Source organism: Streptomyces sp. NPDC001880, assembly GCF_053594575.1.
On the sequence record NZ_JBSFET010000024.1, the window covers coordinates 60,624 to 74,860 of the forward strand.

Sequence of the window (14,237 nt, forward strand, 5' to 3'; positions counted from 1 at the left end):
GCCGGGCCCCCTTGCGGGCCGTTGGACAATGGAGGGTGGCGAGCGGGCCGACCCGAGGAGGCAACACCACATGGCACAACCCGAGCGGAACGGGCAGCAGCGGCTGCGCCCCGCACCCCTGCTCTTCGAGCCGTCGGAGGCGGTCGCCGATCCGGAGCACTTCTTCGACCTGGAGTCGATGGACGATCCGCGGGAGCTGCTGTCCCGCGCCACCGAACTGACCCTGGCGTTCCGTGCCGCGACCGACCGCGCGGCCGAGTTCCAGGCGATCGCGGCCGCCCAGCTCGCCGATCCGCGCCGGTTCGACCGGCTCACGACGGCGGACATCGCGCAGCGTGCGCAGTGGACCGAGGACTACGCCAAGAAGATGGTCGAGTTCGGCCGGAGTCTGCTGGGCGGTGCCGCGCCCTGAGGGGCCGGTCCTGACTCCGGGCAGAACCACTGGCATATGCCCGAGCGCAAGATACTCCTCCGCACCCCGGCCTGTCCCGGTTTCCGACAACTCTCGGAATCCGGTTGATCACTCCAGGTAGATATGTCGGCATGAGCGCATGGCTGCCAGACAATTCGACCCTGCATCACGGCGACGCCCCCCAGGGCGCCGGCCTCTTCGCCGTTCTGCGGAACCAGGCCGGGAACCAGACGGCGCACGTCACGGCGGCCGGTGCCGCCTGGCTCGCCGGCGCCGCCGCGTATCCGCGCAGCACACTGGCCCAGTGGGAGGCCCATCCCTCCTTGCCCGGGGTCCTGCCGTGCGGTTCGGCCTTCGACGTGGTGAACGTGCCCACCCTCTTCGGGCGCCGGATGCTGGAACACCTGTGGTCCGACGGCCCCGGCTCCGGTCCGGTGGCCACGCACCGCGGACGGATGCTGCTGTTCGCCTCGCCCGGCACCGCCCAGCGACTCCCCTCGCTGCTCGACTGGGAGGAGTGGGGCGGCGGATCCGAGCCGCGGGCCGCCATGGGCCCGCATGGGCGGGGCGACGGCGAGGACGCCGACGGCAAGGTTCCGCCGCTGCTCTGCCACGGCGCCGGGGACGCGGTGACCGTCCCGCCCCTGACCTGCACCTCCACCACTTCCGGCCCCCGCTGGCTGGTCGCGCCCGACACCCGCAGCCCCTGGCTGCCGGGCCCGGACGTACTGCTCTGGGCCTGTGTGCGGGTGACCAGATCGGCGCCCTCGCCGGTGGCCCGGAATTCGATTTTTCCTCCCGCCGATCCGGATGCTAATGTCTACGACGTCAGCAGGCGCCGCTAGCTCAGTTGGTTAGAGCAGCTGACTCTTAATCAGCGGGTCCGGGGTTCGAGTCCCTGGCGGCGCACAGACGGAAGAAGCCCCTCGCGGAAGCGAGGGGCTTCTTCGTGTTCGCCGGACGCCTTACCTTCCGGTGGTGATCCGGACCGTCCAGGCGCCCGACTGCGTCCGGTCGGCGACCTCGACCTTCGCGTGCGCGCCGGGGATGCTGTACGTCTCGCCGACCCGCAGCGGGGCGTCCGCGAGCGGTGCGTAGACCGAGCGGTCCCAGCAGGCGTCGGTGCGGGGGTGGGTGTCGAGGACCTCGACCGGGCCGCCGCCGGACGGGGTCCCGTTGCGCACCCGGTAGATCAGGATGCCTTCGGTACAGGTCACGCTGTCGTTGCCGGTGGCGCTGCGGGCCTCGATGGCCACGGCGCTGTCCTCTCCGGTCCTGATCACCGCGAGCCGGGTGCCGAGGGTGGCGCCGGACTCGGGCACGGCGGCCATCGGCTCCAGGGTGATGTCCCGGCTCTTCTGGACGCAGACCACCTGCCGGCCGTCCAGCCAGCCCAGCTTCCACTTGTGCCAGCCGAAGAGGTCCGGCGCGAGTCCGAACTGGCTGCCCATCACGTCCCAGTCGCCGACGTAGGTGTCCCAGTCGCCCTTGCCGTCGGACGGCCGGTGATAGAGGTCCGGCAGGTCGAAGACGTGCCCGGTCTCATGGGCCAGCACGTTGTGGTCCGGCGGGTGCTGTTCGAAGACGGTGACGACGCGGCGGATGTCCGCGCCGTCGGCGCGCAGCGGCCGGTCGAAGTTGACGACCTTGGTGGCATCGGAGTCGACGCCCGGGGCGTCCGGGTCGGCGACCAGATAGACGATGTCGTACCGGGAGAAGTCGACCTCCGGATCGGCCGCGGCGACGGCGTCGCGCAGATAGGTACTGCGCCGGCCGTTGTCCCAGTCGCGCCGTATGCCGTACTGGTCGGACCTCTTGGGCATCCGGATCCACTGCCGCATCGGGTGCGGGCGCAGGGTGAACTTCCCGTACGAGGCACGTTCGAAGAACTGTGTGGTGGCGGGGAAGTGGTCGGCGGCGAGTTGCCCGGGGGTCATGACCGGGCCGTGGTCCGGGAAGGAGAGGAAGATCATGACCGCGTCGAGGGGGTGGTCGGGGCGGGGGTAGGCGCCGTTCCAGTCGCTCACGCCGAGGGAGTGGTGCGCCTCGGTCCGGGGCAGGGCGCAGGGACCGGCCTCGCCGGTGGCGGCCACGGCGGGACCGGCGACGAGGGAGGTGGCGGCGAGCGCCAGAAGAGAGGTCACGGCGGCACCCACGGCTCGCAAGCTCGGCCTCTCCACTCCCCCGGCTCTGTGCTGACGCGGCGGCACGTCTACCTCCGGGTGCGAGATGCAGTCACCCACTCACCCTGTGATGATTTGAGGCTTTCGTCCTGTTGGGCTGCCCCAGTCGAGTCAGCGATCCATCAGGGCCCTGATCCTCACGGACAGTCACAATCGATCACCGAGGCATCGCAGGAGGACGCAATCGCTCAGAAGTGATCCGCTACGAATAAATCGGAGTCACGTATGAATGACCCATGCGGGGCGTACGCGGGGCGTGGAAGGGTCGGGCGCTGGAACGGCCGACGTACCAACCTCTATGCTTCACCAGGCTTTCCCGCGTGGTTGCCGCCTTCGACCCAGGCACTCCGCGCGGCGGGCCAGTCCGGCCACACCTGTTCAGGACAGAACTGCACGGCGGGAGCAAACGGTGAGCGGAACCCCCGAAGGGCGCGGGCCCGCGGCGGGCACACCCCGGCACTCCGCAGGACCGACGACTACGGAACGTCACACTCCGTGGCCCCCGCTCGGAGCCGAGTGCTCCGAGCCGCACGGCTACCGGGCCGCGTTCCTGGCCGCCCACCTCCCGATGGCCGTCGTCGATCACGAGGGCCTGGTCGTCACCGCCAACGAGGCCCTCGGCGGCCTCCTCGGCCGCCCCGCCTCCGCGCTGACCAACCAGTCCGCGGCCGATCTGATCGACCTCGCGGCGGACGGCCGCACCTGGCACGCGTACCGCGAGGTGCTGCGCGGGCGGCGCTCGCGGTTCCGCTGCACCCACCACCTCAAGCACCCCGACGGACGCGCCCTGTGGGCCGAGGTCACCGTCGTACCGATGCCCGAGCAGGTGGCAGGTGCGGGCAACGGCTCCGAACCCGGCCGGGTGCTGCTCTCCGTCTCGGACATCAGCGACCGGCGCGAACTGCAGAAGCGGCTGCGCCACCTCCAGATGCACGACCCGGTGACCCGGCTGCCCAACCGGACGCTGTTCTTCGAACGGCTCACGGCCGTCCTGGAGGCCGCGCCGTACGGCGACAGCGCCTCCGGACACGGCCGGGTCGGACTCTGCTACCTGGACCTGGACGGCTTCAAGGCCGTCAACGACACGATGGGCCACCGGATCGGCGACCGGCTGCTCGCCGCCGTCGCCGCACGGCTCACCGACTGCGCGGCCCAGGACGGCCCGCACCGCTCCGGCGCCCATCTCGTGGCGCGCCTCGGCGGCGACGAGTTCGCGATCCTGGTCGAGGACTCCTCCGGTACGCAGCAGCTCACCGATCTGGCCCGCAATGTCCTCGCCGCCCTCCAGCAGCCCTTCGACCTGGCCGGACAGCGGCTGTCGGTGTCGGCCTCGATCGGGGTGGTGGAACGGCCCGTGGCCGGCACCTCCGCCACCGGTCTGATGCAGGCCGCCGACACCACGCTGTACTGGGCGAAGGCGGACGGCAAAGCCCGCTGGACGGTCTTCGACCCGGAGCGCAATGCCCACCGGATGACCCGGCAGACGCTCTCGTCCAATCTGCGGCCCGCCGTGGAGCGCGGCGAGTTCACCATCGAGTACCAGCCGCTGGTCGGCATGGCCGACGGAGTCGTGCGCGGGGTGGAGGCCCTGGTCCGCTGGAACCATCCCCAGTTCGGCATGCTCTCGCCGAATCGGTTCGTCGCAATCGCCGAGGAGGACGGCTCGATCGTCCAGCTCGGCCGGTGGGTGCTGCAGTCCGCCTGCCGCCAGGCCCGGCGCTGGCAGCTGGAGCACCCCGCCGTTCCGCCGCTGTTCATCAGCGTCAACATCGCCGTGCGCCAGGTCTGGGACTCCGACCTGGTCACCGATGTCGCGGAGATCCTCGCCGAGACCGGCCTCGACCCCTCGCTGCTCCAGCTGGAACTGACCGAGTCCGCGGTGATGGGATCGGCCGGCCGGCCGATCCAGGCGCTGCAGTCGCTCAGCGAGATGGGCGTACGGATCGCCATCGACGACTTCGGCACCGGCTACTCCAACCTCGCCTATCTGAGCCGGCTGCCCGTCTCGGTGCTGAAGCTGGACGGCTCCTTCGTACGCGGCTTCCGCTACGAGGACGGCGCCCACCCGAGCCCGGCCGACGAGACGATCGTCGAGGCGATGGTGCAGCTGGCGCACCGGCTGGGCCTGACCGTCACCGCGGAGTGCGTGGAGACGGCCGGCCAGGCGGAACGGCTGCGCAGGATCGGCTGCGACACCGGGCAGGGCTGGCTGTACTCGCGCGCGGTGGCCCCGGAGCGGATCGCCGAGCTGATCGGCACCCGCCCGATGCAGGGCTGACGCGGCCCGGCCGCCGGGGCACCGGGGTCAGGCCGTGGGCAGTTGGTACGCGTCCGCGATCAGTTCGTAGCTGCGCAGCCTCGCCTCGCCGCCGTGGGCGTTGGCGGTGATCATGAGCTCGTCGGCGCCGGTGCGCTTGGCCAGGTCGTCGAGGCCGGTGCGGACCTGGTCCGCGGTGCCGTGGACGATGTTGGCGAGCCAGCTGTCGACGAACTCGCGCTCCATCGGGCTGAAGGCGTACGCCTCCGCCTCCTCGGGCGTCGGGACCAGACCGGGGCGGCCGGTGCGCAGCCGGACCATGGACAGCGCGCCGGAGAGCACCTGGCGGCGGGCCTCGCGCTCGTCGTCGGCGGCCAGGGCCGCGACGCCGATCAGGGCGTACGGGGCGTCGAGCACCGCCGACGGCCGGAACGACTCCCGGTACAGGTCGAGCGCCGGAATCGTGTTCTGGGCCGAGAAGTGGTGGGCGAAGGCGAAGGGCAGGCCGAGCACACCGGCCAGCCGGGCGCTGAAGCCGGAGGAGCCGAGCAGCCAGACCGGCGGGCGGGCCGGCGACTGGACGCCGCCGTCGGCCGTGGCCTGGACGGGGCCGGGGACCGCGTGGATGCGGGCGTAGGGGTGGCCGTCGGGGAAGTCGTCGTCGAGGAACCGGGTCAGCTCGGCGAGCTGCTGCGGGAAGTCTTCGGCCCCTTCGTTCAGCCGGTCGGTGCGGCGCAGGGCGGCCGCCGTCGCGCCGTCGGTGCCGGGGGCGCGGCCGAGGCCGAGGTCGATGCGGCCGGGGGCCATGGCCTCCAGGGTGCCGAACTGTTCCGCGATGACCAGCGGTGCGTGGTTGGGCAGCATCACGCCGCCGGAGCCGAGCCGGATGCGCTCGGTGCGGGCGGCGAGGTGGGCCAGGATCACGGCCGGGGAGGAGGAGGCGACGCCGGGCATGGAGTGGTGTTCGGCGACCCAGTAGCGGTGGAAGCCGCGGCGCTCGGCGAGCTGCGCGATGTCCACACCGGTGCGCAGCGCCTGGGTGGCGGTGCGGCCCTGCCCGACGGTCACCAGGTCCAGTACGGAGAGCGGAACGGGGGCCGTTCCCTCCGCCCTGCCACGGATCTCGTCGCCTCGAATCTCGTCCACGTCCTGGCCTCTCCGGTGATGCGCCTCGGTCCGGCTCGTACGTCCGGCTCGTACGTCCGGCTCGTACGTCCGGAGGCGGACAACAGGAGGTTGTCTCCGGTTATTCCCGGTGCGCACCGGGAAAGGCCCGCAACGGCCCTACGGGACAGCCCTTGGCTACCTTGCGGGCCGGCCGTGCCTGCCGCTGTGGGCGCGCTCCCGGCCCTCGCCCCAGACGGATACCGGGGCCGGCGGTGCCTCCCGGGCGGCGAAGAGCCGGCCCAGCCGCGGGGACCACGCGCGGCGGCCCGCCAGGCGCAGCCCCTCGCGGACGGTGACCTGGTTCCCGGTGAGGACCGGTTTGCCGAGGAGTTCCTCCAGGTCCGCCTCGTGCCCGGCGGTGTGCAGCGCCGTGTCGGGCAGCAGCACCACGTCCGCCTCCGGCCGGTCGGCGGCGACGGCGAGTTCCTTCACCCGGTCCAGGTCCCAGGCGGCGGCCTCGGCGGCCGAGCCGAGCGAGGCGGCGCGGGTGCCAGCCACATCGATGCCCGCGGCGTGCAGGAAGTCGGCGAACAGGCCGGTGACGCGCTCGGAGTAGGTGGAGGCGACGGCGACCCGTCCGGCGCCCAGCTCCCGTACCGCGTGGACGAGGCCGAAGGAGGTGCTGGAGGCGGGTACGCCGACCGCACGGGCCAGGGCGGCGGTCTGTTCATGGGCGCCCTCCCAGCCGTACAGGAAGCTGCCGCCTCCGCTCGCCCACACGACGGACTCGACACCGGCGCGTTGCAGCTCCTCCACCCCGGCGGCGAGGTGCTCGGGCGAGCCGGTCCGCATCAGGGCGTCGGTCCCGTAGGCGTCCTCGTCGACGTCGGTGCGGTTCACGACCAGCCTGACGGCGTCGAGCAGGATCTCCATCCGCGGGAAGTCGTCCTCCGCGAAGTGCCCCGGGTAAAGAATTCCGACGGTCGTCATGTCCACAGGTCCGCCCTCCCTGTTCCTGTTTTCTCCTAGTATTCCCCCATATGTCGTGGCTCTCCCGGTGCCCTGTTGACGGGTGGGGGCCCGGGTGCGAGCGTGGTCAATCCGCACATCGCAGACGCAGCGGAGCGACCGCCTCTCATGTCAGAGCCCACCCTGCTCGTCCTGGACACCGACCCGTCACCGCGTCTGGGCCGGCTGACCGGCCGGGCCCGGATCCGTTATACGGACGAGGCCGGACTGGCCGCGCGGCTCCCGTCGGCCGATGTGCTGCTGGTGTGGGACTTCGCCTCCGACGCGGTACGTGCCGCCTGGCCCGGCGACGGACCGCGCCCGGCCTGGGTTCACACGGCGAGCGCGGGCGTGGACCGGCTGCTCTGCCCGGAACTGACGGCCTCCGACACGGTGGTGACCAACGCCCGGGGCATCTTCGAGCGGCCGATCGCCGAGTACGTGACCGGCCTGGTGCTGGCGTTCGCCAAGGATCTGCCCGGCACGCTGGATCTCCAGCGGCGGCGGCAGTGGCGCCACCGCGAGAGCACGCGGCTCGCGGGCAGCCGCGCGGTGGTCGTCGGCGCGGGTCCCATCGGGCGGGAGATCACCAGGCTGCTGATCGGGTTGGGGGTCCGGGTGGCGCTCGTGGGGCGCAGTGCGCGGCGCACGATCCATGGCGTCGAGGATCTGGACCGGCTGACCGCGCTGGCCGACTGGGTGATCTGCGCGGCTCCGCTGACCGAGTCGACCCGCGGCATGTTCGACGCCCGGTTCTTCGGGCTGATGCAGCCGTCGGCCCGCTTCATCAACGTGGGGCGCGGTCCGATGGTCGTCGAGGACGATCTGGCCGAGGCGCTGCGCAGGCGCTGGATCGCGGGCGCGGCGCTCGATGTGTTCGAGCAGGAGCCGCTGGAATCGCAGAGCCCGCTCTGGGACGTACCGGATCTGATCGTGTCACCGCACATGAGCGGCGACACGGCGGGCTGGCGGGACCGGCTGAGCGAACAGTTCGTCGCGATGTACGAACTCTGGGCGGCCGGTGAGCCACTGCCGAACGTGGTGGACAAGCAGCGCGGTTACGTGCCCGTCCAGGAGCCGGGCGCGTGATCCGGGGCCGAAAGCGGCACTGACGTTCGACACAGGACAGGTGGGCGAATCCGGTTCACCGGGAAAATCTTTCCGGACACGGGGCGCGGACACACCCGTGCGTTCCCGCGCTCAGCGCTGTGACCTCGCCGCTCGTCGACCGAAAGTGACTTTGGCATACGCCAGACGGATGCGCCCCGACTCACGGAGGTGCGGGGCGTCCGTGAGTCGCCAACAGCCGACCCCGAAAGGGGGCTTGGCGGCTATCGTGAAGCCAGAGCTTGCGGTCACAACCTGGTAGGGGGAAACCGTGACGTTGAAGCCCGAACCGACCGCACCGTTCCATTCGGTGCAGTACGCCCTTCGTGTTCTCGAAACGGTCTCCAAGTACGGCAACGGTGTGACGGACACCCAGATCTCCCGCGATACGGGACTGCCCATCGGGCACCTCACCTCCCTGCTGCTGACACTGCGCCGCGAGGGCCATGTGGAGCAGGTCACCGACGGCGCGTACGTCATCGGCTCCTCGCTCCTGCTCCTCGGTTCCGGCCCGGCCCGCAGACAGGCCCTGGAGACCAAGCTCCAGCAGATACTGGCGCAGCTGCGCGACTCGGTCGGCGCGGCGGTCTCCATCAGCCGGTACGTCGACGGCGAGATCCGGGTCACACAGTACGCCGACGGCCCGCTCACCCCTGCGGTCAACGAGTGGGTGGACTTCCGCTCGGCCGCGCACGCCTCGGCGGTCGGCAAGTGCCTGCTCTCCCAGCTCGACCGCAACGGCCGCCGCGACCACTTCTCGCGCCACAAGACGCCCCGGCTCACCTCGCGGACGATCACCAACGAGAAGGTGCTCTTCTCCAAGCTGGACAGCCAGCCGGCCACGGTACCGGTGCTCGACATCCAGGAGTACGCGGTCGGCACGGTGTGCGCGGCGGTACCGCTGACGGCCGGGGCCGCGGCGGGCTGCCTGGCGCTGTCGCTGCCGATCGAGGACGCGCACCGCCTGCGCTCGGCGGCCGACACACTGAACCGGCGGGCGGCGCCGGTCCTCCTGTCGATGGCGCTCTAGACGCCGTCCGACGGGGGTGTCATCAGCACCCCTCGGCAGCAGGTATTATTTTCGAGTCAGCAGGCGCCGCTAGCTCAGTTGGTTAGAGCAGCTGACTCTTAATCAGCGGGTCCGGGGTTCGAGTCCCTGGCGGCGCACAGACAACGCACTGGGCGGTTCACGTACACACGTGAACCGCCCAGTGCGTTTTTTGCCGCCCAGCGCGATGTACGACCGTTTTAAACGGCCGTACTAGACAACTGTTTTAAACAGTCGTACATTCCCTGGCATGACGAACGCCACGAGCACCACCGCCGAGCGCGGCCGGCTGGCCGGTCGCCGGGAATGGACCGCCTTCGTGGTCCTCCTGCTCCCCCTCCTCCTCGTCTCGATGGACATCTCCGTCCTCTTCTTCGCGATCCCGTCCATCGACCGGGACCTCGCCCCCAGCGCCACCCAGCAGCTCTGGATCTTCGATGTGTACGCCTTCGCCCTGGCCGGCCTGCTCATCACGATGGGCTCGCTCGGCGACCGGATCGGCCGTCGCAAGCTGCTGCTCCTGGGCGCGTTCGCGTTCAGTGCCGCGTCCGTCGCCGCCGCGTACGCCAACAGCCCCGAGATGCTGATCGCGGCCCGCGCCCTGCTGGGGATCGGCGGGGCGACGCTGATGCCGTCGACCATGGGGCTGGTGCGGAACATGTTCCGCGACGAGCGGCAGCGCAGCCGGGCCGTGGGGATCTGGTCGGGGGCCATGGCGGGCGGGATCGCGCTCGGTTCGGTGCTCAGCGGGATCATGCTGGAGCACTTCTGGTGGGGCTCGGTCTTTCTGATCAATGTGCCGGCCATGGTGCTGCTGCTGGTCCTGGTCCCGGTGCTGGTCCCGGAGTTCAAGGACCCGAACCCCGGACGGTTCGACTTCCTGAGCGTGCCGCTGTCGATGGGGTCCGTACTGCCGGTCATCTACGGCATCAAGGAGAGCGCCGCCCATGGGCTCGATGTGCGCAACGGGCTGATCATCGCCGCCGGGCTGGTCGTCGGCCGGTTCTTCGTCCGCCGCCAGCGCGGCCGCGCCGACGCGATGATCGGCCGGGAGCTGTTCCGCGACCGCGGCTTCGCGGTGGGGATCGGGCTGAACGCGCTGGCCGCGTTCGCGATGATGGGCTCCTCGTTCTTCACCACGCAGTATCTGCAGTCGGTGCTCGGCATGGACACGCTGGAGGCCGCGCTGTGGAGCCTGGCGCCCTCGCTCGCGGTGGGCGCCGCGGCCCCGACGGCCACGGCGATCGCCCAGCGGACGGACCGTGCGCGGGTCATCTGCGCCGGTTTCGTCATCGCCGCCACCGGCTTCGCCGTCCTCGCCCTGAGCGGTACGGATTCCCTGTGGCTGCTGCTCGGCGGCTGCGCCGTGATGAGCTGCGGCATCGTCACCGTGATGGCGCTCGTGTCCGACCTGGCGCTGTCCACGGCCCCGCCGGAGAAGGCGAGTTCGGCGGCCTCGTTGCTGGAGACCGGCCAGGAGTTCGGCGGTGCGACGGGGATGGCCCTGCTGGGCGCGGTGGCCACCGCGATCTACACCTCGGACATGCCGGGCTCCGCTCCGGAGGTCGCCCGCAAGACCCTGGCGGGTGCGGTGGCCACGGGTGACGGTTCACTGATCGCGATCGGGCGGGAGGCCTTCGTGCACAGCATGCAGTACGCCTCGGTGGCGGGGGCCGCGCTGTTGCTGACGGGGGCGGTGCTGGCCGCGACGCTGCTGCGGAGGGCGGGGGCCGCGGGGGCCGCCGCGCAGCGGGAGCCGGCCCTGACGAACTAGGGCGTGTTTTGCCCTGTGTCCTCGGTCGCCGCACGGGCCCGGATCTCGAGCCCGTGCGCCTCGTACTCGTCCAGCAGGGACGCCAGTTGCCCGCTTTCGAGCGGGGCGTATGTGCCGTTCGGCCCCCGTCGCCACACGGGCCCTGCGGACCAGAACCCCTCCCGGCGCAGCCCCGCGCGGTGCACCTTGTTCGTCGCCGTGACCGGCATCGCCGGGACGATCCGCACGAAGCCGGGAGCCATCTTCGTACCCAGGTCCGCCTGTGCGGCGAGGAACGCGGTGAAGGCGGGCGGGTCGAAGGCGGCCCCCTCCCGCAGGGCCAGCGCCGCCATCACCTGGTCCCCGGCGACCGGGTCGGGCACCGCGTACACCGCCACGGCCGCCGCGTCCTCCCAGCGGGCCAGGATGTTCTCGATCATCGCGGCGGCCAGGTTCTCGCTGTCCACCCGCAGCCGGTCGTCGGTGCGGCCCGCGAAGTAGAGGAAGCCCTCGGCGTCGCGGAAGAAGAGGTCCCCGGTCCAGTACCAGCCGCCGCGCACCCGCTCGGCCTCCGCCGCCGCGTTGCGCCAGTAGCCCTCGAAGGGCGTACTCCCCCGGTTCACCAACTCCCCGATCGCCTCGGCCCCGTTGGTCAGCCGGCCCGCCGCGTCGAAGACGGCGGTGGCCCGCTCCTCGCCGGTCTCCGGGTCCACGACCGCGAGATCGTCGCGGGCCGAGGCCTTCCCGATCGCCCGCTCCGGGGTGTCGGGGGTCCGCTGGATCGCCGCGCCGCCCTCGGAGGAGCCGTAGCCCTCGACCAGCCGCACCCCGAACCGCTCCCGGAACCGTGCCGCGTCCGCCGCGCCGGCCTCGGTGCCGAAGCCGAGCCGGAGCGTATGCTCACGGTCGTCCGGGCGCTCGGGGGTGGCCAGCAGATACTGCACGGCGCGGCCCACATAGGTGAAGTACGTCGCTCCGTGCGCCCGTACGTCGTCGAGGAATCCGGAGGCCGAGAAGCGGCGGCGGAGCGCGACGGCGGCCCCGCCGGCCAGTGCGGGGGCCCAGTCGGCGATCACGGCGTTGCCGTGGAACATCGGCATGCAGATGTAGTGGACGTCCTCGCGCCGGACGCCGAAGTGGTCGACGAGCGACTGCCCGGCCGCCGCCAGCCGTCCCTGGGTGCAGATCGCGGCCTTGGGTGCGCCCGTCGATCCGGAGGTGAAGTAGAGCAGCATCCGGGTCCCGGGGCCGATGCCCGGCCGGGCCGTGTCGCCGGGCCCGGCTCCGGCGTAGGGGGCGAGGAGTTCGGCGTACGCGTCGGTGTCGGTGACCAGCATCCGGACACCGGGGAGGTCCAGCCCGTCGAGCAGTGGCAGATGGGCGCGTTCGGTGACCAGGACCCGGCAGTCGGTGTGCAGGATGTCCCGGGCCAGTTCGGCGCCGCGCCGCGTGGGGTTGATACCGGCCACGGCGGCCCCGGCCAGGGCCGCCGCGCTCAACCAGAGGGGAAATTCAGGGGTGTTGTCCAGCAGCACCCCGAGGTGAGGTTCGCTGCCCGCCGACAGCAGATCCGCCAGGAGTGCGGCCCGTGCGGCAGCACCCGAGGCGACCTGGTGATGAGTGAGGACGGTGTCCCGATGCCTCAGTCCGGGCCGGTGGTCGCCCCATTGGCGCTGTACGAGCTCCGCTACGGTGCCTGCGCTCCTCATGGCGCCGCACGGTAACTGACTGGACGTCAGAACTGAACATCGGAGGAGGCGTAGAACGCGTTGGCCGTGTCGGCGATGTCCCAGACGCTCAGGATGATGTGCTTCCGGTGTAGAAGGCCACCGTCAAGTCCTTGACCAGGGCCTTCCGTTCGTAGTCGTCGAGCTCCACGATGCCCCGCGCGGTCAGCCGGCTGACCGTGTCGTCGACCGCGTCCACCACCGAAGTCAGGACACTGTCGCGGTGCTTGGCGTCGATGGCCGCGATCCGGCGGCGCTGCATCGCCGCGGCGACCTCCGGCGCGTACTCGATTCCGGTCGGCTGCGCCGAGTACACCTCGATGCCGACGGGCTCGCAGTCCGCCTTCAGCATCCGGGTCAGCGCGTCGCCGACCGCCTCGGCGTTGCGCAGGGTGTGCGCGTCCTCGTGGAAGGCGTCGGCGGGCAACTGCGAGAGGACCCGGGCCATCGCCGCCTCGACCTGCTCGCGCAGATACGCCTCGTGATCGGCGACCCCGAGCGCCGCCCGTACGGTGTCCTTGATCCGCCACACCACGAGGACGACCACGCGCAGCGCCGTGCCGTTGGCGTCCACGGCGGGGAGCGGTTCGCTGCGCCAGTGCCGCAGGCGTACGTCGATCCGGCGGCGCAGCAGCAGGGGGCTGATCCACATCAGCCCGGTCCGCCGCACACTCCCCCGGTACTCGCCGAAGAGCGTCAGCACCCAGGCGTACCCCACACGTCCCCGGCTCAGGCCGCCGAGCGCGAAGAGCACCATCGACACCAGCGCGACGATCGCCGCCCAGGCACCGACCCCGATCCCGTCGTACGGGCGCGAGCCGATCCCGAGCCGGGCGAGCGCGGCGGCGGGCAGCGCGCCGATCCACCAGAGCACGGCGCCCCCGGCGGCGAGACCGGCCAGTGCGGCAAGCAGCGCGAGCCAGCCGGGGAGCGCGGGGCCCGGCCGCTCGGCGAGCCGTGCATCGGCGACCGGGGCCGGCCGTGTCGGGGGCCGCACCTGCGGCCCCCTCTGCGCGGGCGGCCGCCGCACCCCCGTCTGCGGCCGGTCGTCACCGGCCCCCCGTCGCAGCACACCGGCGGGGAGCGCGGCCGCGTCGGCGCGCGCGGCGTCCTCGCGGAAGAGCAGGTGCACGGGGATGGACGCGGGCCGTTCGTTGCCGATGACCGCGTGGTGGCGCCCGGCCCCCCACAGCGGGTCGCCGGACTGCCGCACGGCCGCGTCGCCCCCGGAGACGGGGAGGGAGTCGAAGACGGTGTCGGGGACCGCGCGGTGCCGGGGCGAGGACGGGGCGGGTTCGGCCCCCGGCGCCGCGGCCGGGACCGACACCGAGGCCGAGGTCGCGCCGAACGCGGCTTCCAGGTCGGCGCCCGGGACCAGGTCCGGCACGAGATCGACCACGGAGCCCGGACCGGCCTCCGGGACAGCCCCCGGTGCCGGCACGGCGACTGCGGCCGGGGTTCCCGCACCGGCGGGCCCGTCCGGGCCGCCGTCCTCCCGTCCGGGCGGCGCCACCCGGTCGGGGCCGCACACCCGGACCGGCTCCGGCTCCCGCTCGCCCTTCCGTGGCTTTCCGTTCTCCGGGGTTCCGGAGCTGTCCGACACCGTGGATCGCATACCCGCCTCCGTCATGTCCG

The 14,237-nt window shown here is 72.0% G+C and carries 11 protein-coding genes and 2 tRNA genes; 8 read left to right on the forward strand and 5 right to left on the reverse strand.

All coding sequences use genetic code 11. The features are described 5' to 3' along the window. Nucleotides 1-70: 70 nt before the first annotated feature. The 3 genes from ACWCQ6_RS16415 (at nt 71) to ACWCQ6_RS16425 (ending at nt 1,321) form a co-directional block, all read left to right on the forward strand. Nucleotides 71-412: a hypothetical protein gene (locus ACWCQ6_RS16415; RefSeq protein ID WP_451089682.1), complete on the forward strand. Its 342-nt coding sequence runs from the start codon at nt 71-73 to the stop codon at nt 410-412. A 131-nt stretch (nt 413-543) separates the two neighbouring features. Continuing rightward, nucleotides 544-1,257: a hypothetical protein gene (locus ACWCQ6_RS16420; protein ID WP_451089684.1), complete on the forward strand. Its 714-nt coding sequence runs from the start codon at nt 544-546 to the stop codon at nt 1,255-1,257. Further along, nucleotides 1,248-1,321: transfer RNA gene (locus tag ACWCQ6_RS16425), tRNA-Lys, on the forward strand. The genes ACWCQ6_RS16420 and ACWCQ6_RS16425 overlap by 10 nt, the downstream gene beginning before the upstream one ends. A gap of 56 nt (nt 1,322-1,377) precedes the next feature. Here the strand turns inward: ACWCQ6_RS16425 and ACWCQ6_RS16430 are convergent. After that, nucleotides 1,378-2,592 (reverse strand): M6 family metalloprotease domain-containing protein, encoded by a 1,215-nt coding sequence (locus ACWCQ6_RS16430; RefSeq protein ID WP_451089686.1) that lies wholly within the window; start codon nt 2,590-2,592, stop codon nt 1,378-1,380. A 412-nt stretch (nt 2,593-3,004) separates the two neighbouring features. On the opposite strand from ACWCQ6_RS16430, the gene ACWCQ6_RS16435 reads away from it, so the two are divergent. After that, complete coding sequence (locus ACWCQ6_RS16435) at nt 3,005-4,873, forward strand: putative bifunctional diguanylate cyclase/phosphodiesterase (RefSeq protein ID WP_451089688.1); 1,869 nt, start codon at nt 3,005-3,007, stop codon at nt 4,871-4,873. Between the two features lie 27 nt (nt 4,874-4,900). On the opposite strand, the gene ACWCQ6_RS16440 is transcribed toward ACWCQ6_RS16435, so the two are convergent. Both ACWCQ6_RS16440 and ACWCQ6_RS16445 read right to left on the reverse strand, forming a co-directional pair. Then, nucleotides 4,901-5,998, reverse strand: coding sequence for an LLM class flavin-dependent oxidoreductase (locus ACWCQ6_RS16440; protein WP_451089690.1), 1,098 nt, complete (start codon nt 5,996-5,998; stop codon nt 4,901-4,903). A gap of 156 nt (nt 5,999-6,154) precedes the next feature. Continuing rightward, the gene (locus tag ACWCQ6_RS16445) at nt 6,155-6,949 is read right to left on the reverse strand and encodes a maleate cis-trans isomerase family protein (RefSeq protein ID WP_451089738.1); all 795 of its coding nucleotides are present in this window, start codon (nt 6,947-6,949) and stop codon (nt 6,155-6,157) included. Nucleotides 6,950-7,096: 147 nt separating this feature from the next. On the opposite strand from ACWCQ6_RS16445, the gene ACWCQ6_RS16450 reads away from it, so the two are divergent. The 4 genes from ACWCQ6_RS16450 (at nt 7,097) to ACWCQ6_RS16465 (ending at nt 10,896) form a co-directional block, all read left to right on the forward strand. Beyond that, nucleotides 7,097-8,056, forward strand: coding sequence for a D-2-hydroxyacid dehydrogenase (locus ACWCQ6_RS16450; RefSeq protein WP_451089692.1), 960 nt, complete (start codon nt 7,097-7,099; stop codon nt 8,054-8,056). 289 nt (nt 8,057-8,345) lie between these two features. Beyond that, nucleotides 8,346-9,104, forward strand: a complete 759-nt coding sequence (locus tag ACWCQ6_RS16455) for an IclR family transcriptional regulator domain-containing protein (RefSeq protein ID WP_451089694.1) — start codon at nt 8,346-8,348, stop codon at nt 9,102-9,104. Between the two features lie 63 nt (nt 9,105-9,167). Continuing rightward, nucleotides 9,168-9,241, forward strand: a tRNA-Lys gene (locus ACWCQ6_RS16460). A 131-nt stretch (nt 9,242-9,372) separates the two neighbouring features. Then, nucleotides 9,373-10,896: an MFS transporter gene (locus ACWCQ6_RS16465; protein ID WP_451089696.1), complete on the forward strand. Its 1,524-nt coding sequence runs from the start codon at nt 9,373-9,375 to the stop codon at nt 10,894-10,896. Here ACWCQ6_RS16465 and ACWCQ6_RS16470 read toward each other — a convergent pair. Next, the gene (locus ACWCQ6_RS16470) at nt 10,893-12,584 is read right to left on the reverse strand and encodes an AMP-binding protein (RefSeq protein ID WP_451089698.1); all 1,692 of its coding nucleotides are present in this window, start codon (nt 12,582-12,584) and stop codon (nt 10,893-10,895) included. The genes ACWCQ6_RS16465 and ACWCQ6_RS16470 overlap by 4 nt on opposite strands. Before the next feature lie 88 nt (nt 12,585-12,672). Beyond that, nucleotides 12,673-14,217 carry an SPFH domain-containing protein gene (locus tag ACWCQ6_RS16475; protein ID WP_451089700.1) on the reverse strand — a complete coding sequence of 515 codons (1,545 nt, stop codon included), beginning with the start codon at nt 14,215-14,217 and terminating at the stop codon, nt 12,673-12,675. Nucleotides 14,218-14,237: the final 20 nt, after the last annotated feature.